The organism is Streptomyces sp. NPDC017520 (assembly GCF_044329855.1).
Lineage (GTDB): Bacteria > Actinomycetota > Actinomycetes > Streptomycetales > Streptomycetaceae > Streptomyces.
The window spans coordinates 148,600-167,814 of the sequence record NZ_JBIRKB010000004.1 but is presented as its reverse complement, the minus strand read 5'-3'; the positions used below and the strand labels follow the sequence as shown (position 1 = coordinate 167,814).

Below are 19,215 nucleotides of genomic sequence, written 5' to 3'. Positions count from 1 at the left end.
GTCTCCTGTCGAGTACCCAGGAAGGGAATACCGGACATATTTACAGCGGAACCACGGGAAGTCCGCGCACCTCGCCAACACCGCGGATGCGACCGGGTGAAACTTCGGACGGCACCACGCCGGCATGGCCGGTGCCGTGATCAGGAGGGGGCTTCGAGCATGACCGATCTCATCCGGACCGGAAGGCTGTTCCGGGTGGCCGGGTTCAACCCGTCCCACCGGCAGCTCTTCCTGCGGAGCGAAGCGACGCTGGTCGACGGGACCTCGACCCACATCGAGGTCCATATCGGCCACGTGACCCTGATGCTCCTCCAGCCGTACTACCGCAACGGCCTGCACATCCGACGCGCTCGTCCCGAGGAGTTCGCCATGGTGGCGGAGCGCCACGGGCTGGAATCCGCCGACGCGGCCTACACCTGGATGCTGGACCCCGACGGTGACAGCTTCGTCGTCGGTGGCAATCCGAGCTGGCGCGAGGCGGAATACGCCTTGATGGGCGGCCGGGAGTCGCTGTACGACGGGCCCTGGCCGCCGGACTTTCCGGCGGATTCGGGGAATGTCCACTGACGACCGGCGCCGCGCACGTACGAGGTGAGGGCGGTGCCCATGATGACGGGCCCCGCCCTCACTCTGCCTCGGCAGCCCGCATCGAGCGTGGGGCGGGGCCGACCCGAGGTCACCCCCGCCGCACCCGCCCCGCGATCCGGCGGCCCAGCCGGCCGAGCGCGCTCGACCGGTTCCAGTCGCGGAAGGCGTCGGCCCGGCCGCTGCTGCCCGTGCGGCCCACCGTCTCCTCCACCTCCGCCGCGGCCTCGGCCGACATACCGCGTACGGCGGGGCGCAGGATCTCGTCGAGGAGTGCGGCAGCCACCGGGGGCCAGGTGCGGCCCGCGTGCGGGTGGGCCGTCCAGACGGTGAAGCAGTCCGCCGCGTAGGCGGGCTGGGTGCGCAGGCGCGCCCGTACGGTCTCCGTCCGGGCAGCCCGGTCGTACGCGGCGATCAGCTCGGCGTCGTCGCCGTGGACGAAGTCGTACAGCTCGGCCCCCGGGCGGTCCGGGGCCAGCAGGCGCTCGACCAGGGCCGCGTACGCCCGCTCGCGGAGCGCCGGTTCGACCGGCTCCGCCTGCGCGCACAGCGTGCGGACCCGCTCCGCCCAGCCGGGCTCCGGTGCTCCGGTGCGCAGTTCGCGGACGAGGACCAGGAGGAGGAGACCTGCCCGCTCCCGGCCGCCGATCTCCTCCGGGAAGCCGCGCAGCAGATCGTCGGCGAGCCCGGCTGCCTCGTCCGTCCCGGCGGCGGACGTCCCGGCGGCGGACGCGCCGGTGGCGGATGTCCCGGCGGCGGACGCGCCGGTGGCGGATGTCCCGGCGGCGGACGGGCTGAGCGCCGCGTCCATCAGGCGCGCCCACGTACCCGCCGCGCGGTGCGCGTCCGAGGTGGCCGCGTCCAGCAGCAGCCGGGCCTCCTCGACCGTCGGGGCCCGGTCCTCCCACACCAGGCCGGCCGCCGTGCGCAGGACCAGGGGCTCGGCGAAGGGGGAGAGGCCGGCCGCCCGCAGCACCCGGTGCCACACCGCCGCCCGGTCACCGCCCAGGGTCGCCATCGCCTCCGGCACCTCGGCGCACATCCGCAGATGCGGCAGCGCCTGCGTACCCGTGAACGGCAGCGTGACCCGCTCCAGGAACCGGGCCACCGCGCCGGGGTCCTCGGGCGCGAGCCGGTCCAGCGCGCCGAGCAGCGCCGTCCGCACCTCGAACTGCTCGTCCAGCAACTCCAGCAGGGCCGGCGCGAAGCCCGGGGGGCCCTCGTGCGACGCCGAAGCCGCCGCCTCCGCCAGCAGAGCGGGCGCCAAGCGGTCCACGACCCTCGGCAGCGACTCCGTACCGTTCACGCCCAGCAGCCGTGCTACTCGGAGGAGTTGTACGGTGCGTGCCACCGAGCGCGCACCGACCGTGTCGGCCAGCTCGGTCAGGATCTCCGGGCCCAGCCGCTCGGCGACCTCCGCCCCCTCCGGACCGGCGAACGCCTCCCGGCGCGGCAGTTCCAGCGAGCCGTTGCCGCCCCGTACCGCCTCCGTGACCAGCATCGCCGCGAGCGGGGCGGTCACCGCGGCCGGGCAACGGCCCTCCAGCGCGCCGAACAGCCGCCCGGCCGCGTCGAATTCGGGGCCCGTACGGTCGTCGACGGCGGGGGAGGCGAGGGCTTCCACCAACTGGCGGGTGCGCTTGGCGTCCAGCGCGTACGGGCGATCGGCGGCCCAACCGGCCGCCGCCGCACGCCCGTCCGGCCCGAGCTCGATCCCCGCGCACAGCGCCGTCACGGCCAACGGGCCCGCCGCGAAAGGCTCCCCGGGCAGCTCCCGCGCCTCACCGAACAGCTCCGGCGACCGGCTCCGCCAGACCCGTGCCGCCGTCGCCGCCCACGCGTCGGCCGGGCCGCCGCCGGCCGGAGGCGGCCCCGCGCACTCGTGCACCCGCAGACCCGCGGCCCGTGCCGCCGCCGCGTCCTCGGGCCCCACCCCCACCACCCGCGACGCCGAACTCTCCGGCCGCCGGGTGTACGTGGTGAACGTCAGCCGCTCCGCGCTCTCCCTCGGCAGGGTGAGCGACGCGAGCCCCAGCCACCGGGCCACGTCCGCGCACTGCCGCTCCACCAGCACCACCGGCCGCCCGTCGGCCGCCTCCGCCTCGCTCGCCCGGCGCAGGTCCGCCAGCACGGCCGCGAGCCAGGGGCCGCGCGAGACGGCGAAGTCGTCCAGCCCCTCGGAGACCGCCGCCGGGCCCGGCGGCAGCGTCAACGGGTCCGGTATCGGCCCGCCCGGCGTCACCCCCACCCAGTGCGGCGACCGCCACGCCTCGACCGGCAGCCGGTCGCCCGGCAGCGGAACCCCCGGCGGCAGATGCACCGCGTGCGCGTGGAACCGTACGCCCGACCCCGCGCGGCCGCCCGTGTCCCGTACCGGAGCCGAACGTGCCACCAGCCGGCTGCCGTCGGACAGGACGAAGTAGCCGAACGCCTGCGGCAGTGCGCGCAGTTCGTCGTCGGTCAGCCGGTCGGGAACGCCCCCGGGAAGCTCGTAGCGCACCAAGGGCTCGATCTCCGCCAGCAGAGCACCCGACACTCCTGGGCCGACCGCCGTGAACCGGCCCGCCGTTCCCTCGTCCCCCGGCGCGGCGGAGGTGTAGTGCACCTGTGCAAGGCTCATCTGTCGGCCCTCTTCGTCCTGCCGCGCCCGATCCCCGTGCCCACCCCGTACGGCTGGGGTCGGGGGAAGAAGTCCGCAGCCGCGGGGGCGACGTTATCAAGGACGGGGACGGAATCCCTACGCTGCGTCAGGTGCTGGCCCGAGGGTCGCTGCACTACGTTGAGCCCATGAGCGACGTGAGGCTTTCCGCAGGCGTGATCGAGTACCACGACACCGGCGGCGACGGGCCCGTCGTGGTCCTCCTGCACGGCGTGGCCATGGACGGCTCGCTGTGGGACGAGGTCGTCACCGGGCTCGGGGACGGGGTGCGGTGCATCGTGCCGACCCTGCCGCTCGGCGGGCACCGCAGGCCCATGGAGGCCGGGGCCGACCTCTCCGTCCTCGGGGTCGCCCGCCTGGTCGCGGAGTTCCTGGAAGCGCTCCGGCTGGAGGACGTGACCCTGGTGATGAACGACTGGGGCGGCGCACAGGCCCTGGTCGCGGACGGGCGGGCCGACCGGATCGGCCGGCTCGTGATCACGTCGTGCGAGGCGTTCGACAACTACCCGCCGGGGCTGCCCGGCCGGAACCTCGCCGCCTCCGCCAGGCTGCCCGGAGGGATCAGGGCGGCCTTCTGCCTGCTCCGGCTGCGGCCCGCACGACGCGCGCCCATGACCTGGGGATGGATGAGCAAGCGGCCCGTCCCGCACGCCACGATGGACCGGTGGTTCCGGCCGCTCCAGACCTCCCCGGAGATCCGCCGTGACCTGCGCGCCTACGTCCTCGGCGTACCGGAGAAGGCCGAACTCCTGCGGTGGGCCGAGCAACTGCGCACCTTCGACCGGCCCGCGCTGGTGATCTGGGCGACCGAGGACCGGGTGATGCCGCTCGACCACGGGCGACGCCTCGCCGAACTTCTGCCGCAGGGGCGGCTGGTGGAAGTCGCCGACAGTTACACGCTGATTCCCCAGGACCGGCCCGACGCCCTCGTCGAGCACATCGGCGCCTTCCTGGCGGAGACCGCCTGAGGGGGCGGAGCCCGGCTCCCCGGGGGCGGAGCCCGGCTCCCGGGGGGCGGAGCCCGGCTCCCGGGGGGCGGAGCCCGGCTCCCGGGGGGCGGAGCCCGGCTCCCGGGGGGCGGAGCCCGGCTCCCGGGGGCGGTGCGGTGCATGTCCCGACGGGGTAACAGTCCCTCATCGGCGCCCACCGACCGCACCGGGCGAACCTATGATCGACGTGGCGTCGAGGAGGAACGGGGAACCGCTGTGACCTGTCACGTGCCGTTAGGAGGGGGGCGGTACGCGCTGCCCCTGGCCCTGGTGACCGTGCTGCTCGCCGGCTGCTCCGGCGCGGCGGACGACCCGGGGGGAGGGGGAAAGCGCGACGCCCCGATGAGCGCGAGCGCGAGCCCGGAGCCCGGCGGCAACACCGATACCGGGCCGTCGCCCGAGGACTCGCTCGTGCCTGACCCCGCCCGGCTCCCGCAGACCCGGGCCGAGGCGCGCGACCTCATCGACCGCGTCATCGCAGGCCCCGACAGCTTCGGCCCCGGGGTGGTGAAGCGGAGCCCGTACGAGAGCGCCCCCGCGACCTGGCCCGTGCTCGGCGAGGACTGCGTCTGGCGGCAGCAAAAGCCCGCGTACAGCGTCCTGGCCACCCTCACCCGGTCGTTCGAGGTGCCCGCCGAGCCGGGAAAGGGGCCGGTGCGCCTCGGTGCCGTCGTCACCGTGCACCGTACCCGCGAGGACGCCGCCTGGGAGATGGCGGAGTCGATCGAGGAGAGCATGCGCTGCCCCACCCAGGAACTGCGCGAGGGCGAGACGATCGGATCGATGGTCGCCGGGGCGCTCCTCGGCGGCGAGAGCGCCCAGAACAGCTCCGAGGACTTCCTCAACGAGATGGGGGAGTACCGGAGCTCCGAACTGGGCGGGCCGCACCACTACTCCTGGCAGCAGGCGCAGACCCTCCAGTTCACCGTCGCCGTGACCGGCAAGGGGGCGAAGGGTCGCACCGAGGACGAGATCGACGCCTTCGTCAACGAGGCACAGGGCGCCATGCTGTCCCGGCTCGAAAACGCCGTCGAGAAGCAGAGCTGAGGCCCGGCGATGGACGACCTGCGACCCACTGATCCCGCTCGCATCGGCGGTCACCGGCTCCTCGGCCGCCTCGGGGCGGGCGGCATGGGCGTCGTCTACCTCGGACGCACCGACGCCGGAGCGCTCGCCGCGATCAAGGTGATCCTGCCCGAACTCGCGGGGGACGAGGATTTCCGGACCCGCTTCCGCCGCGAGACCGAGGCGGCCCGACGGGTCGACAGTCCCTGGGCCGTGCGCGTCACCGGCGCCGACACCGAGAGCGAACGCCCGTGGCTCGCAACGGAGTTCGTTCCCGGGCCCACGCTGTCCGAGGTCGTCGCCCGGAGCGGGCCGCTGCCCGTACGCAGCGTCACGGTCCTCGGCCGGCTGCTCGCCCGCGCCCTCACCGCCGTACACGGAGCAGGGCTCGTCCACCGCGACGTCAAACCCGGCAACGTCCTGCTGACGGCCGACGGCCCCCGGCTGATCGACTTCGGGATCGCCCGCGCCGTCGACGCCACCGCACTGACCGCCACCGGACTCGTCGTCGGCACCCCCGGATTCCTTCCGCCCGAGCAGGCGTCCGGGAACACCGCGGGACCGGCCGGGGACCTCTTCTCGCTCGGCTGCCTGCTGGCGTACGCGGCCACCGGCCGGCCGCCGTTCGGCAGCGGAGCGGTCGACGCCCTCCTCTACCGAACCGTCCACGACGTGCCCGACCTCGACGGGATCGACGACGCCCGCCTGCGCGCCGTCCTGGACCGGTGCCTCGCCAAGGACCCCGGTGAGCGTCCGGCCGCCGCCGACCTCGACTCCCTGATCGCCGAGGACGTACCGGGCGGCCCCACCGCCGACTGGCTGCCCGAGGACGTCGTCCGGATCATCGCGGAACGGTCCGCCGCCGTGCTGGCCCTGCCCGGCATCGACGCCACCGTCACCGACGAGCCCGGCCCGCCGGAACCCGCCCCCGGCCGACGGCGGTTCCTGCTCCTCGCGGCGGGCGGGGCGGTGGCCCTCGGCGCGGGCGCCTTCGCCGCCGTGCGCCTCACCGGCGACGGACCCGACGGCGGCGGGGACGGGGCTCCCGGCGGACGCCGCTGGATCATCGGCGTGCACGCCGACCTCACCGGCCCCCTGAGCGCCGCCGGACGTGCCCAGGAACGCGGCGCCCGGCTCGCCGTCGACCGCTTCAACTCCCTCGACGACCAGCCGTTCCGGCTCGCCGTGAAAGCCCTCGACGACCAGGGGGACCCCGCCCGCTCCGCCCGCGTCGCCGAGGAGTTCGCCCGCGACCCGGAGGTCGTCGCCGTCATCGGCCCCACGGGCAACGCGGCGGCCGGGGCGGCACTGGCCGCGTACGACGAGGCGGTGCTGCCGGTCCTGACGGTGTCGGCCCTCCAGATCGCCTTCCCCGCCCGGACGAACGGCTCCTTCTTCCAGGCCGCCCCCTCCTACGCCTCGCTCTGTGTCCCCATCGTCCACCGCCTCCTGCTGCGCCCCGACGTCGAGCGGCTGGGCATCCTGATCGACCGGGCCGGCGGGCAGGCGGCCTACCAGGCGGGCTATGCGACGAACCTGATGGCGCCCAACCTCACCACCGGCACCACCCGCCCCCGTGTGGTGCCCGCCGGGACGACCGTCTTCGAACCGGTCGTCACCGACCTCCTCTCGCACCGGAGCGACGCCCTCTTCTACGCCGGTGACGCGGCCGGAGCCTCCCGGGTCGCCCGCATCCTGGCCGACCTCTCCTTCGCCGGACCGCGCATGGCCCAGCACACCGTCATGGGGCCGGAGTTCCTGGAACAGGCGGGCGCGGCGGCCGACGGCTGGGAGTTCGTCGCACCGTTCACCGACGCGAGCGCCCCGACCGCCGCGACGTTCGCAGCAGCCCACCGCAAACGCTTCGGCGCCGCACCCGCCGCCTGGTCGGCCGAGGCGTACGACGTGGCGGGGCTCGTCGCCCGCGAACTGGCCGCCCTGACCGGGCGGGCGGGGCAGAGAGCGAAGCCGGGCGCCGGGCTGCCCAAGAGCGGCCGTCCCACCCGCTCCCAGCTGACCGCCGCGATCGCCGCCGCCCGGTACGAGGGGGTCTCCCGCCCGTACGCGTTCGACGAGAAGCGTCAGCAACTCGTCGGCCAGGAAGCCCACCTGTACCGGGTGGAGAAGGGCCGCTACCGCCATCTCGGCCCGGCCCCGAAGCCGAAGGGCTGACGTGCGGCCCCTCACCTCGCAGGACCCCCGCACCGTCGGCCCGTATCGCACCCTCGTCCGGCTCGGAGCGGGCGGCATGGGCGTGGTCTACCTGGCGCGAACGGCGGGTGGGGCGCTCGCCGCCGTCAAGGTGATCCGGGGCGAGCACGCCGCCGATCCCGGGTTCCGGGCCCGCTTCCGGCGCGAGGCCGAGGCCGCCGCCCGGATCACCGGCCCGTGGGTGGTCCCGGTGCTCGGCGCGGACACCGAGGCCCGCGAGCCGTGGCTGGCCACCGCGTTCGTCCCCGGGCCCTCACTGGCCGAGGTGGTGGGCGCCGGCGGCGCGCTGCCCACGACCACCGTCAGGGCGCTCGGGAGCAGGCTGGCCGAGGCCCTAGCCGCGGTCCACGAGGCCGGGCTGATCCACCGTGACGTCAAACCCGGCAACGTACTCCTCGCTCTCGACGGCCCTCGCCTCATCGACTTCGGGATCGCCCGCCACGAGGGCGCCACCGCACTCACCGCTACCGGCGCGGTGATCGGCACGCCCGGCTACCTCGCCCCGGAACAGGCGTCGGCCGGGCCGGTGGGACCGGCGTGCGACGTGTTCTCCCTCGGCTGCGTCCTGGTGTACGCGGCGACGGGCCGGCGGCCGTTCGGCGAGGGTGGCGCGGCCGGCGCGGCCGGTGTGCTGTTCCGTACGGTCCACGAGGAGCCGGACCTGGCGGGTGTGGAGCCCGGGCTGCTGCCCCTGATCGCCTCCTGCCTGAGCAAGGACCCGGCCGCCCGGCCGTCGGCGAGCCGCGTCGGCGACGACCTTCAGACGGCCGGGGGAGCCAACCGCGGCCGGTCGGGGAAGAGCCCGGGGCCGGTCCCGCTCCGGCCGCCGGACCCCCGTGCGGCCTGGTCCCCCCGCACGGCCCCGGGCGGGACTCCGGGCACGGCTCGGGACGGGGCTGCCGGGGCTGTGCCGGGTGGGGCTTCCGGGGGCGGTGCGCGCGACGGGGCTTCCGGGAGGGCTCGGGACGGGGCTGCCGGGGCCGTGCCGGGTGGGACTCCGGACGTGGAGCCGGACACCGCCCCGCCCCCGGAGTCCTGGTTCGCGTTGCCCGGGCTCTCCGCGCTGATCGCCGAACGCTCCGCGGCCGCCCTCGCGCTGCCGGACCCCGAGCAGCTGCCCGCCACCCTCGTCCCGGACGAGGTCGAAGCGGCACCGTCGGCGGCGGGCCTCACGCGGCGGAGGCTCCTGATCGCCGGTGCCGCCGGGGCCGTCGTGGTCACCGGCGGCTCCACCGCGGTGTGGCTCGCCGGGCGGCGGTCCGCCGGGGCCGCGTCGGGCTCCGGCACACCGCCCACGTACACGATCGGGCTCCACGCCGACCTCAGCGGGCCCGGCCGCGCCGCCGGGCTGGCCCACCAGCGCGGCGTACGGCTCGCGGTCGCCGATCACAACGCCCGCGCCGACACGGTGTTCCGCCTCGCCCTGCGCACCGAGGACGACGCCGGGGACCCGCGCCGGGCGTTGCGGGCGGCCGACCGGCTGGGCGCCGACCCCGACGTCATCGCCACGGTCGGGCCCACCGGCGCCGTACTGGCCGAGGACGTCGTCGAGCGGTACGGCGAGGCGCGGCTAGCCCTGGTCGTCGTCGCGCCAGGCTCCACCACGGCGTCCGAAACGGCCGCCCACCTCTGCGTGACCCGCCCGTACGACCGCATGCTCGCCCCGGGCCTCGTCGGCTACGTCGTCCACAGCCGCCCCGCCGAGCGCGTCCTCCTCGTCCAGGACAGCGACAGCGACGGCACCGGCCTCGGCGGACAGCTGGGCGGCGCGATCCGAGACACCCCGCCGACCGACGCCACTCTCATCGAACACGCGCTCCCACGGGGCGACTCCGGCTTCGGCACGGCCGCCCGCAAGGCCATGAGCAGCGGGGCGGACGCCGTGGTGCTCGCGAGCGGCGCCGCGACCCGGGCCGCCCGCCTGGCCACCGCGCTGGCGGGCGAGGGCTACACCGGCAGCAGGGTCGCCGCCGGGCCCGCCCTCGGCCCCGCCTTCCTCGCGGGCGCGGGCGCAGCCGCCGAGGGCTGGGTCTTCGCCGAGGCGTACGCCGACCCCACGGCCCTCCCGTCGGCCAGGAAGTTCACCGCCGCCCACCGCGAACGCTTCGGCGCACCCCCGGGCACCTGGGCCGCCGAGGCGTACGACGCGGTCGGCCTGATCGCCCGCGCCGCCGGGACCACCTCGGGGGAGGTGCGCAGCGGCACCGCCCGGCGGCTCTTCCGTACCGAGCACCGGGGGGTCGTGCGCCCGCTCGCCTTCCACGCGTCGACCCGCCAGGTGCTGCGGTACGAGAACGGGATCTTCCTCTACCGGATCGAGAAGGGCCGCCCCCGCTTCCTCGGTCCGTTCGGCGACGTGTAGCCGTCCACGGCGAGGTGCGACCGCCACGGCGGTGCCCCGGCGGCGACAGCGGTCGGTGAAGCCACGGCCAGGCGTGAAGATCTCCTGCGGCCGTGCTTAAGAAATCCTCGATGGACCCGGGCCCCGTCGTGCGGCAGATTTCTCCGTGACGGCCGAGGATGGCGCGTGGAGCCGTGCGACGTGCAGTCGTACGTCGTACAGCGATACGTCGTGCAGTCGTCGTACGTCGTCGTGCAGCCGTACGTCGTGCAGCCGTACGACGAGCTCCGTCCCGTCCCGTCCCGCCCCCGCCTTGGGGGCGACCACCCGAAAACCACCCCCGGGCCGCAGGGTTCTTCCGACCTGCCCCGAGGCCCGGGGTATCCACTCGCGTACCGACGTCAGGGAGCAGCGGCCGTGAAGGCACTCGTCAAGCAGAAGGCCGAACCCGGACTGTGGCTGATGGACGTGCCGGAGCCGGAGTACGGCCCCACCGATGTCCTGATCAAGGTCCTGCGCACCGGCATCTGCGGCACCGACCTGCACATCCGCGCCTATGACGGCTGGGCCCAGCAGGCGGTCACCACCCCGCTGATCCTCGGCCACGAGTTCGCCGGCGAGGTCGCGGCGACCGGCTCCGACGTCGCGGACATCGCCGTCGGCGACCTGGTCAGCGGCGAGGGCCACCTGGTCTGCGGCAAGTGCCGCAACTGTCTCGCCGGCCGCCGCCACCTCTGCCGCTCCACCGTCGGCCTCGGCGTCGGCCGGGACGGGGCGTTCGCCGAGTACGTGGTCCTGCCCGCCTCCAACGTGTGGGTGCACCGGACCCCCGTCGACCTCGACATCGCGGCGATCTTCGACCCGTTCGGCAACGCCGTGCACACCGCGCTGTCCTTCCCGCTCGTCGGCGAGGACGTCCTGATCACCGGCGCCGGACCGATCGGCATCATGGCCGCCGCCGTCGCCCAGCACGCCGGGGCCCGCAACGTCGTCATCACCGACGTCAGCGAGGCCCGCCTCGCCCTGGCCCGCAAGGTCGGCGTCAGCCTCGCCCTCAACGTCGCGGACCGGACCATCGCCGACGGCCAGCGTGAGCTGGGTCTGCGCGAGGGTTTCGACATCGGCCTGGAGATGTCCGGCCGCCCCGAGGCGATGCGCGACATGGTCGCGAACATGACGCACGGCGGCCGCATCGCGATGCTGGGGCTGCCCGCCGAGGAGTTCCCCGTCGACTGGTCCCGCATCGTCACCTCGATGATCACCATCAAGGGGATCTACGGCCGCGAGATGTACGAGACCTGGTACGCCATGTCCGTCCTGCTGGAGGGCGGGCTCGACCTCGCCCCCGTGATCACCGGCCGGTACGGCTTCCGCGACCACGAAGCGGCCTTCGACGACGCCGCGAGCGGTCTCGGCGGCAAGGTCATCCTCGACTGGACGGCCTGACCGGCTGACCGGCTGACCGGCTGACGACCGCCGGACGCGCCTGATCTCCCGACCGCCCTTCGCCCTTGATCTTTTGCCCTTGATCCCCTAAGGAATCCGCATGTTCGACTCCGTACGCGACGACCTGCGCACCACCCTCGACGAGATCCGCGCCGCCGGGCTGCACAAGCCCGAGCGCGTGATCGGCACCCCGCAGTCCGCGACCGTGGCCGTCACCTCCGGCGGGCGCGCGGGCGAGGTCCTCAACTTCTGCGCCAACAACTACCTGGGCCTCGCCGACCACCCCGAGGTCATCGCCGCCGCGCACGAGGCGCTGGACCGCTGGGGCTACGGCATGGCCTCGGTCCGCTTCATCTGCGGCACCCAGGAGGTCCACAAGGAGCTGGAGCAGCGGCTCTCGGCCTTCCTCGGCCAGGAGGACACGATCCTCTACTCCTCCTGCTTCGACGCCAACGGCGGCGTCTTCGAGACGCTGCTGGGCCCCGAGGACGCCGTCATCTCCGACGCCCTCAACCACGCCTCGATCATCGACGGCATCCGCCTCTCCAAGGCCAAGCGCCACCGCTATGCCAACCGCGACATGGGTGAGCTGGAGACGCAGCTCAAGGAGGCGTCCGGGGCCCGCCGCCGTCTCATCGTCACCGACGGCGTCTTCTCCATGGACGGCTACGTCGCCCCCCTCCAGGAAATCTGCGACCTGGCCGACCGCTACGACGCCATGGTCATGGTCGACGACTCGCACGCCGTCGGCTTCGTCGGCCCCGGCGGACGCGGCACGCCCGAACTGCACGGCGTCATGGACCGGGTCGACATCATCACCGGCACCCTCGGCAAGGCGCTGGGCGGAGCCTCCGGCGGTTACGTCGCGGCCCGCGCGGAGATCGTCGCCCTGCTGCGCCAGCGCTCGCGCCCGTACCTCTTCTCCAACTCCCTCGCCCCGGTCATCGCCGCCGCCTCCCTCAAGGTCATCGACCTGCTGGAGTCCGCAGGCGACCTGCGCGAGCAGCTCAACGCCAACACCGCGCTCTTCCGCACCCGGATGACCGAGGAGGGCTTCGACATCCTGCCCGGCGACCACGCCATCGCCCCCGTCATGATCGGGGACGCGGGCAGGGCCGGCCGGATGGCGGAACTGCTCCTGGAACGCGGGGTGTACGTGATCGGCTTCTCCTACCCCGTCGTCCCGCAGGACGCGGCCCGGATCCGCGTCCAGCTCTCCGCCGCCCACTCCACGGCCGACGTCAACCGCGCCGTGGACGCGTTCGTCGACGCGCGGGCCGCCCTGGACGCGGAGGCGTAACCGCTCACCGGGTCGGGCACTCGTCGCGACCTGGGACAATGGGCACATGATCGATGCGCGGCGGTTGCGAATCCTCCGTGCGGTGGCCGACCACCGCACGGTGACCGCGGCCGCCGCCGCGTTGTACCTGACGCCCTCCGCCGTCTCCCAGCAGCTCGCCGCCCTGGAGCAGGAGACCGGCCACCGCCTCGTCGAACGCGGTGCGCGCGGGGCCCGGCTCACCGCCGCCGGGGAGATCCTGCTGAGCCACACCAACGTGGTCCTGGCCCAGCTGGAGCGAGCGGAGGCGGAGCTCGCCGACTACAGCGCGGGCGTCGCCGGTACGGTCACGGTCGCCGCGTTCGCCACCGGCATCGGCCTCGTCCTCGCCCCCGCCCTCACCGAGCTGGCCCGCACCGCGCCCGGAATCCGGGTCAAGGTCCAGGACGCGGAGGGCGACGCGAGCGTGCCGATGGTGCTGGACCGGCAGGTCGATGTGGCGGTGGCCGTCGAATACCGGGGCGCGCCCGGCGAGGACGACCGCCGCCTGACCCGCGTTCCCCTGTACTCGGAGCCGTTCGACGCGGTGCTCCCGGTGAGCCACCGCCTCGCGGACCAGGACCAGGTGGCGGTCGCCGCCCTCGCGAAGGACCCGTGGATCGGGCCGTACCCGGGCAACCCCTGCCATGACGTGGTGGTCCTGGCCTGCGAGTTCGCCGGGTTCGCTCCCCGCCTCGAACACTCGTCGGACGACTTCCGCGCGGTGGTCGCCCTGGCCGGGGCGGACGCCGGGGTGGCCCTGGTGCCCCGGTCCGCGCTGCGCGGGATGGAGCTGACCGGGGTGGTCGTCCGCCCCGTCGAGGGCAGCGCCCCGACCCGCCGTGTCTTCGCGGCCGTACGGCAGGGGGCCGAGGGCCATCCGTTGATCCGGCCGGTGCTGGACGCGATGGAGGCGGTGGCCGTACGGGAAGCGGGCCTGGCGCGGGTCTGAACGCCGCCCTGGCCAGGGCGGCCCCCCTCGACCGGGCGACGCGGGTCCCCCCCGGTTCAGGGTGCGCCCATGACCAGACCCTCGATGGTGTGCTTCTGCGTGATGGGCGTCAGCTCGTCGACGACCGGGCAGTCGAGGTGGTCACGGACCCGTTGCGGCAGGCCGTCCCAGAACTGCCGCGAGACAGCGGCGTCGTGGCGGTCGGCATTGTGCGCGTCGGGTCCGTCGAGGCCCAGCACGAGGACGGGCCGGGCCTTGGCCGACTCGTTCTTGGTGCCGCGGTGGATGGTGAGCGCGGAGCGGGCCGAGATGTCGCCGCGCTGCGGATACTTGCGCACCGCGAGCTGCTCGTAGCGGGGGTAGCTCCGGCGGGCCGGGAACATTCCGTGTTCAAAATCGGGTTCGTCGTCCCACTGGGTACCCGGCGCGATCTCGAAGGGGCCCATGTCGGGGCCCGTGTCGACGGCGGTGACGTTGAACGCGAGGGAGGTGAGGCGGCGTTTGGTGCGGGTGTTCGCGGGGATGGGGAAGTCGCGGTGCCACGGCTGGTTCACCGCGCCTTCCAGTGGTACGTCGAAACCGAGCTCGACGATGCGGTAGCCGGGGCCGAGGACGGCGGTGGCCACCGACCTGACCCAGGGATGGTCGACGAGCTCGACGAACCCCCGCAACTGCTCGGGGTGGATCTCCACGTAGTAGCGGTGGGGCCCCCGGCCCACCGCGCCGCGCGGCCTGGAGCGTGCCTCCTCGAACGCGGTCTCGATGTCCTCGCGCAGCCGGTCGACCCACTCCACGGTGAAGGCCCCTTTCCGCGCGGTGATGCCGGCCGAGTACAGGTCGGCCACGTCCTGCGCCACTTCCAGGGGGGCATCGGCAGGGCAGGGCATGGCGTCGACGTCAGCAGTGGTAAATGCGTCGGGGGTTGCGGGCACGGTCATCCTCGCCTTCTTGCGAACGGAGCTTCCGCCCTACATTTGCATCGATGCATGCAACGTTGCAATACCTTGGTGCGCAAGTCTCCTGCGCGCATGACAGGATGCCGAGGTGAGCAGTCGTCTGAAGGATGTGGCCGCCCGGGCCGGAGTCTCCGTACGCACCGTGTCCAACGTGGTCAGCGGATCGGCGCCGGTGGCGGCGGAGACCCGCCGACGCGTACAGGAAGCGATCGAAGAACTCGGCTACCGCCCCAACCTCGCTGCCCGGAGTCTGCGGGCCGGCCGCACCGGCATCATCGGCCTGGCCATCCCCGAACTGGACTCCCCCTACTTCGGCGAACTGGCCGCCCTCCTGCTGGACGAAGCCCGACGACGCTCGTGGACCGTCGTCATCGACCAGACGCGGGGGGACGCGGAGGCCGAGCGCCGACTGCTCACGCCGGGCGGTGGGCGCGTGGTCGACGGCCTCATCATCAGCCCCTGGGCCCTCGATCCCGCCGAACTCGCGGCCACCGGGCCGACGGTCCCCCTGGTCCTGCTCGGCGAGCGCGGTTCGCACGGAGCGGCCGATCGCGTCGCCGTCGACAACATCGCCGCGGCCGAAGAAGCCACGGACCACCTGATCGGCCTCGGCCGGCGACGTATCGCCGCCATCGGCACGCAGCCCCATCTGCACAACGACACCGCCCGACTGCGCCTGGAAGGCTACCGGCGTGCCCTGGACCGCGTTGGCCTTCCCAGGAACGAGGGCGCGGAGCGTGCCGTCGTCGCCCTGCACCGGGCGGACGGCGCCCGAGCCATGACCGAACTGCTGGAGGGGCCGGTCGCCCCCGACGCCGTGTTCGCCTTCAGTGACGAACTCGCCCTGGGCGCCCTTCACACAGCACACCGACGCGGCCTGCGCGTGCCCGAGGACGTCGCGATCGTCGGGTTCGACGACATCGAGGACGGTCACTACAGCAATCCTCCGCTGACCACCGTCTCACCGGCCAAGCAACAGATCGCCGAACGATCCCTGCAATGTCTGGCCGACCGTATCTACAGCCCGGGGAACACCGTTCCCCCGCAGGAACTCATCGTGCCGCACCGCCTGATGGCTCGCGGCACCACCTGAGCCCGACCCATCCGTCCGGCAGGCCGGAGGGCGCCGCGTCGGTGTGACGCGGACCGAGTGGAACGCCCCCACGGCGGCACCCGCACCCTCCGCCCGGCCCCCGGCCCCGCTCCTCACCCCGCCCGGCGACCCAGGACGAAGCGTCCCCCGGCCGACGCGCCCGGGACCAGCGTCCCGGCCGCCGCGGCGAGCGCCACCGCCCCCGCGATCACCGCGTAGTGCACCGGCGGAAGATACGGTGCCGTGCCCGCCACCGAGACGGCGAACGCGGTCAGCGGGACCGCGGCCACCGCCGTGCCGATCACCAGTCCGGCGAACGTGACCAGGCCCGTCTCCAGCACCAGCATCCGCCGCAGCTGCCGACGCCCCGTGCCGACCATCCGCAGCAGCCGGAACTCGCCCCGGCGGCCGATCGTGATCAGCGCCAGCGTGCTCACCACCGCCAGCAGCGCGAAGCCGCCGATCACCCCGACGCCGATGACGATCACGGCGTTGTCCCCGTCCGACACCGGCGGAGCGATCGCGACGTCGTCGCCCGTGGCGGCTCGCACCGCCACCCCGCCGCCGTACGGAGCCAGCGCCTCCCGCACCGCGTCCGCCGGGTCCGCACCGGCCCCGGCCCCGGCCTTCGACCCGGCCCCGGCCCCGGCCCCGGTCTCGGCCTCGGCCCCGGCCCCGGACCCGAACCCGGTCCGGATCAGGACGGCCTGGTCCCGCGCGGCCGAGACATGGCCCGCCAGCGCCTCGCGCGGGAAGAGGAACTCGCCCAGGCCCAGCTCGTGTTCGTACACCGCGACGACCCGCGGTTCCACCCGCGTACCGTCGCCGAGCCGCAGCGCGACCCGGTCCCCGGGGCCGACGTCGAGGCTCTTCGCCCGGTCCGCCCCGACCGCGACGGCGTCCCGGCCCGTGAGCCGGTCCAGGTCGCCGGCCGTGACGCCGGGATCGAGCGTGCCGGACAGGCCGTGCGCCTCCACGCCCAGCACGGGCAGCCGGGTCAGCACCGGCTCGCCGGCCTGCCGGTCGGCCAGGACGACCGTCGAACGCAGCACCCCGGTCGCCGCCGTGACCCCCGGAGCCTCCCGCACCGCCCGGGCCGCCCCGGCGGGCAGTCCCGCCCCGCCGCCCGTCGCCACCAGGTCCGCCCGCAGCGCGGCGGACGCCTGTTGGTCGGCGGCCCGCTCCATCGTGGGCCCCGAGGCGAGCTGCACGCAGACGAACGCGACCACCAGCACGATCGGCGTGAACGCGGTGGCGAGCCGCCGGGTGTGCGCCGAGGCCGCCCGCTCGGCCAGGAACCCCGAGACTCCGCCTGCCTTCCGCAGCGGGCGGCCCAGCACCCCCAGGACGATCCGGGAGACCAGGGGCCCCAGCAGGGCGACCGCGATCACCAGGGACATCGCCGCGCCCGAGGCGGCCGCGCCCGCCGCCTGACCGCTCTGCGTCGTCGCGACCCCCGCCGAGCTGATCCCGGCGAAGGCCAGCACGACCCCCGCCACCGTACGGAACCGTCCCGGCTCGCTCGGCTCGTCCGCCGTCGCCGCACCCAGCGCGGCGGCCGGCCGCAGCCGGGTGACGGACCGGGCGGCGAGCATCGCGACGGGCCGAGCCAGCAGCGCGACCAGCAGCCCGCCGGTCAGCGCCGCGGCGGGCGGCAGCCACCACGGCACCGGCAGCGGCAGCGGATCGGTGGTCAGCAGCGAACGCATCGCGAGACCCAGCGGTACGGCCCCGATGCCGCCCAGCAGCGCCGCCGCCGCGGACACCCGGCCCGCCTCCCGGCCGATCGCGGACCGCAGCTGACGGGGCGAGGCCCCGACGGCCCGCAGCAGCGCCAGCTCCCCGGACCGCTGACGGATCGCCTGGGACAGCGTCGAGGCGATCACGAGGAGCGCCACCATCAGCACGGTGCCACCGATCGAACCGAGCAGGGCCAGCTGATCGCTCCGTCCGCCGAGCGCGTCCACCTGCTCGGCCTCGCCGCGCTCGGTGCCCGTCAGCACCCGCACCCCCCGGTCGGCCCCGGGGACGCCCGAACGCTCCGGCAGGACCGCGCCGATCGCGTCCCGCAGCGCGTCGCGGGAGACGCCCGGCTCCGCGACCACGCCGATCGCGTCGATCCGGCCCGGGTGCCCGGCCAGGGCGGTCAGCCGGGGCTCGGTGAAGAACACGGCCGGGGGAGCGTCGCCCCCGTCCCCGGTGCGGGCGATCCCGCTGACGGTGTAGGTCCGGGCGGCTCCGTCGGCCCGCAGCACGACCCGCTCGCCCGGGGCGTGGCCGCCCGCCGCGAGCGCGCCGTCCAGGACGACCTCGGTCGCGCCCCTGGGGGCCCGGCCCTCGGCCAGCTCGTAGCGGCTGAGGACGGCGGACGGCCAGGAGCGGCCCACCGCGGGCAGCCCGTCGCCCGTGGACACCGGCACGGAATCGTCCGCGACCGCCTTCGCCACGCCGTCGGCCCCCGCCACCGCGGCCAGCACCGAACGGTCGAGGCGGGCACGCTCCGGCAAATACGCCGTAGCCGTCTGCGGTTCACTGCCCCACGGCTTCGCCGTGTACGACACCTTCTGGTCCGCCGCCACCACCGCGTCCGCGCCGGCGTACCGCTGCACCGGCGGCGCGGCCACCAGCAGCGAGCCGACGACGAACGCGAACGCGCCGACCAGCGCGGCGGCGGCCCCCGTCGCCACGATCACCGCAGCCCAGGCCCGCCGGTGCGTGGCCAGCGACCGCCGGGCCAGGAACGCCGACGCCCGCCGCGACCCCTGCCGCACTCCCAGCGGCTCCCGCGCCGCCGTGCCCGTACGTCTGTTCCGTGCTCCGGCCGGCTCCGGGGCCGTTCCGCCCGTACGCCTGCTCCGTGCTTCCGTCGGCTCCTGGGCCACCGGGCCCGTACGCCTTCTCATCGCAGCCGACCGCCGTCCATCGTCAGCACGGTGTCCGCCCAGCTCGCCGCCACCGGGTCATGGGTGACCATCACGACCGTGCGGCCCTCGATTCTCACGGCGTCCCGCAGCAGCGCCAGCACCAGCGCCGCGGACTCCGGGTCGAGGGAGGCGGTCGGCTCGTCCGCGAAGATCACCTCGGGCTCCGTCACCAGGGCCCGCGCCACCGCGACCCGCTGCTGCTGGCCGCCCGACAGCGTCGACGGCCCGTCGCCGCCGCGCCCCGCGAGACCCACCCGGGCCAGCAACTCCCGCCCCCGCGCCAGCACATCGGTGCCGCCCGGGTCCGCGCCGCCCAGCACCAGCGGCAGCACCACGTTCTCCTCGATGGACAGCGACGGCACCAGGTTGAGCGCGTGCGACTGGAAGACGAACCCGATCCGGTCCCGCCGCAGCCGGGTCAGCGCGGCCTCGGAGAGCGACCCGAGATCCGTGCCGGCGATCCTGACCGTGCCCGAGGTCGGCCGGTCCAGGCCCGCCGCGACCTGGAGGAAGGTGCTCTTGCCCGAACCCGACGGGCCGACCACCGCGGTGAAACTGCCGACCGGGACCGCGCAGCTGACCCCGTCGAGCGCCGTCGTCCTCCGACTGCTTCCGCGCCGCCCGTAGCTCCGGCTCACCCCCTCCAGACCGAGCGCGGCTCCCTGCTCCACCATCG

At 74.8% G+C, this 19,215-nt stretch carries 13 protein-coding genes; 9 read left to right on the top strand and 4 right to left on the bottom strand.

Annotated elements, in window-relative coordinates:
• The first annotated feature begins 159 nt into the window (after positions 1-159).
• Entirely contained in the window at positions 160-567 is a 408-nt protein-coding gene (locus ACH4KB_RS11485) for a hypothetical protein (RefSeq protein ID WP_398065761.1), read from the top strand.
• 109 nt (positions 568-676) lie between these two features.
• Here the strand turns inward: ACH4KB_RS11485 and ACH4KB_RS11480 are convergent, their stop codons facing one another.
• Positions 677-3,205 carry a GTPase-associated protein 1-related protein gene (locus tag ACH4KB_RS11480; RefSeq protein WP_398065760.1) on the bottom strand — a complete coding sequence of 843 codons (2,529 nt, stop codon included), beginning with the start codon at positions 3,203-3,205 and terminating at the stop codon, positions 677-679.
• 167 nt (positions 3,206-3,372) lie between these two features.
• Between ACH4KB_RS11480 and ACH4KB_RS11475 the strand changes: the two genes are divergently transcribed.
• From ACH4KB_RS11475 to ACH4KB_RS11445, 7 genes are all read left to right on the top strand, one after another.
• Positions 3,373-4,212, top strand: a complete 840-nt coding sequence (locus ACH4KB_RS11475) for an alpha/beta fold hydrolase (protein ID WP_398065759.1) — start codon at positions 3,373-3,375, stop codon at positions 4,210-4,212.
• Positions 4,213-4,503: 291 nt separating this feature from the next.
• Positions 4,504-5,280 (top strand): hypothetical protein, encoded by a 777-nt coding sequence (locus ACH4KB_RS11470; RefSeq protein WP_398066060.1) that lies wholly within the window; start codon positions 4,504-4,506, stop codon positions 5,278-5,280.
• Between the two features lie 9 nt (positions 5,281-5,289).
• Positions 5,290-7,470: a bifunctional serine/threonine-protein kinase/ABC transporter substrate-binding protein gene (locus ACH4KB_RS11465; protein WP_398065758.1), complete on the top strand. Its 2,181-nt coding sequence runs from the start codon at positions 5,290-5,292 to the stop codon at positions 7,468-7,470.
• 1 nt (position 7,471) lies between these two features.
• On the top strand, positions 7,472-9,871 hold the full coding sequence (locus ACH4KB_RS11460) for an ABC transporter substrate-binding protein (RefSeq protein ID WP_398065757.1): 2,400 nt from the start codon (positions 7,472-7,474) through the stop codon (positions 9,869-9,871).
• 396 nt (positions 9,872-10,267) lie between these two features.
• Entirely contained in the window at positions 10,268-11,296 is a 1,029-nt protein-coding gene (gene tdh / locus ACH4KB_RS11455) for an L-threonine 3-dehydrogenase (RefSeq protein WP_398065756.1), read from the top strand.
• A gap of 100 nt (positions 11,297-11,396) precedes the next feature.
• On the top strand, positions 11,397-12,596 hold the full coding sequence (locus tag ACH4KB_RS11450; protein ID WP_398065755.1) for a glycine C-acetyltransferase: 1,200 nt from the start codon (positions 11,397-11,399) through the stop codon (positions 12,594-12,596).
• A 46-nt stretch (positions 12,597-12,642) separates the two neighbouring features.
• On the top strand, positions 12,643-13,566 hold the full coding sequence (locus ACH4KB_RS11445) for a LysR substrate-binding domain-containing protein (protein ID WP_398065754.1): 924 nt from the start codon (positions 12,643-12,645) through the stop codon (positions 13,564-13,566).
• Between the two features lie 56 nt (positions 13,567-13,622).
• Here the strand turns inward: ACH4KB_RS11445 and ACH4KB_RS11440 are convergent, their stop codons facing one another.
• On the bottom strand, positions 13,623-14,453 hold the full coding sequence (locus ACH4KB_RS11440; RefSeq protein ID WP_398066059.1) for a phytanoyl-CoA dioxygenase family protein: 831 nt from the start codon (positions 14,451-14,453) through the stop codon (positions 13,623-13,625).
• 157 nt (positions 14,454-14,610) lie between these two features.
• Between ACH4KB_RS11440 and ACH4KB_RS11435 the strand changes: the two genes are divergently transcribed.
• Positions 14,611-15,615: a LacI family DNA-binding transcriptional regulator gene (locus tag ACH4KB_RS11435; RefSeq protein ID WP_398065753.1), complete on the top strand. Its 1,005-nt coding sequence runs from the start codon at positions 14,611-14,613 to the stop codon at positions 15,613-15,615.
• A 113-nt stretch (positions 15,616-15,728) separates the two neighbouring features.
• Here the strand turns inward: ACH4KB_RS11435 and ACH4KB_RS11430 are convergent, their stop codons facing one another.
• Together ACH4KB_RS11430 and ACH4KB_RS11425 are read right to left on the bottom strand one after the other, a co-directional pair.
• A complete protein-coding gene (locus tag ACH4KB_RS11430; protein WP_398065752.1) occupies positions 15,729-18,518 on the bottom strand; it encodes an FtsX-like permease family protein in 2,790 nt (929 codons plus the stop codon).
• Positions 18,515-19,213, bottom strand: coding sequence for an ABC transporter ATP-binding protein (locus ACH4KB_RS11425; RefSeq protein ID WP_398066058.1), 699 nt, complete (start codon positions 19,211-19,213; stop codon positions 18,515-18,517). Before ACH4KB_RS11425 ends, ACH4KB_RS11430 begins: the two co-directional genes overlap by 4 nt.
• Positions 19,214-19,215: the final 2 nt, after the last annotated feature.

Coding starts and splice junctions, on each gene's coding strand:
- ACH4KB_RS11425 (WP_398066058.1), bottom strand. CDS start 19,213: ATGGTGGAGCAGGGAGCCGCGCTCGGTCTGGAGGGGGTGAGCCGGAGC.
- ACH4KB_RS11475 (WP_398065759.1), top strand. CDS start 3,373: ATGAGCGACGTGAGGCTTTCCGCAGGCGTGATCGAGTACCACGACACC.
- ACH4KB_RS11480 (WP_398065760.1), bottom strand. CDS start 3,205: ATGAGCCTTGCACAGGTGCACTACACCTCCGCCGCGCCGGGGGACGAG.
- ACH4KB_RS11445 (WP_398065754.1), top strand. CDS start 12,643: ATGATCGATGCGCGGCGGTTGCGAATCCTCCGTGCGGTGGCCGACCAC.
- ACH4KB_RS11430 (WP_398065752.1), bottom strand. CDS start 18,518: ATGAGAAGGCGTACGGGCCCGGTGGCCCAGGAGCCGACGGAAGCACGG.
- ACH4KB_RS11450 (WP_398065755.1), top strand. CDS start 11,397: ATGTTCGACTCCGTACGCGACGACCTGCGCACCACCCTCGACGAGATC.
- ACH4KB_RS11465 (WP_398065758.1), top strand. CDS start 5,290: ATGGACGACCTGCGACCCACTGATCCCGCTCGCATCGGCGGTCACCGG.
- ACH4KB_RS11485 (WP_398065761.1), top strand. CDS start 160: ATGACCGATCTCATCCGGACCGGAAGGCTGTTCCGGGTGGCCGGGTTC.
- ACH4KB_RS11440 (WP_398066059.1), bottom strand. CDS start 14,453: ATGCCCTGCCCTGCCGATGCCCCCCTGGAAGTGGCGCAGGACGTGGCC.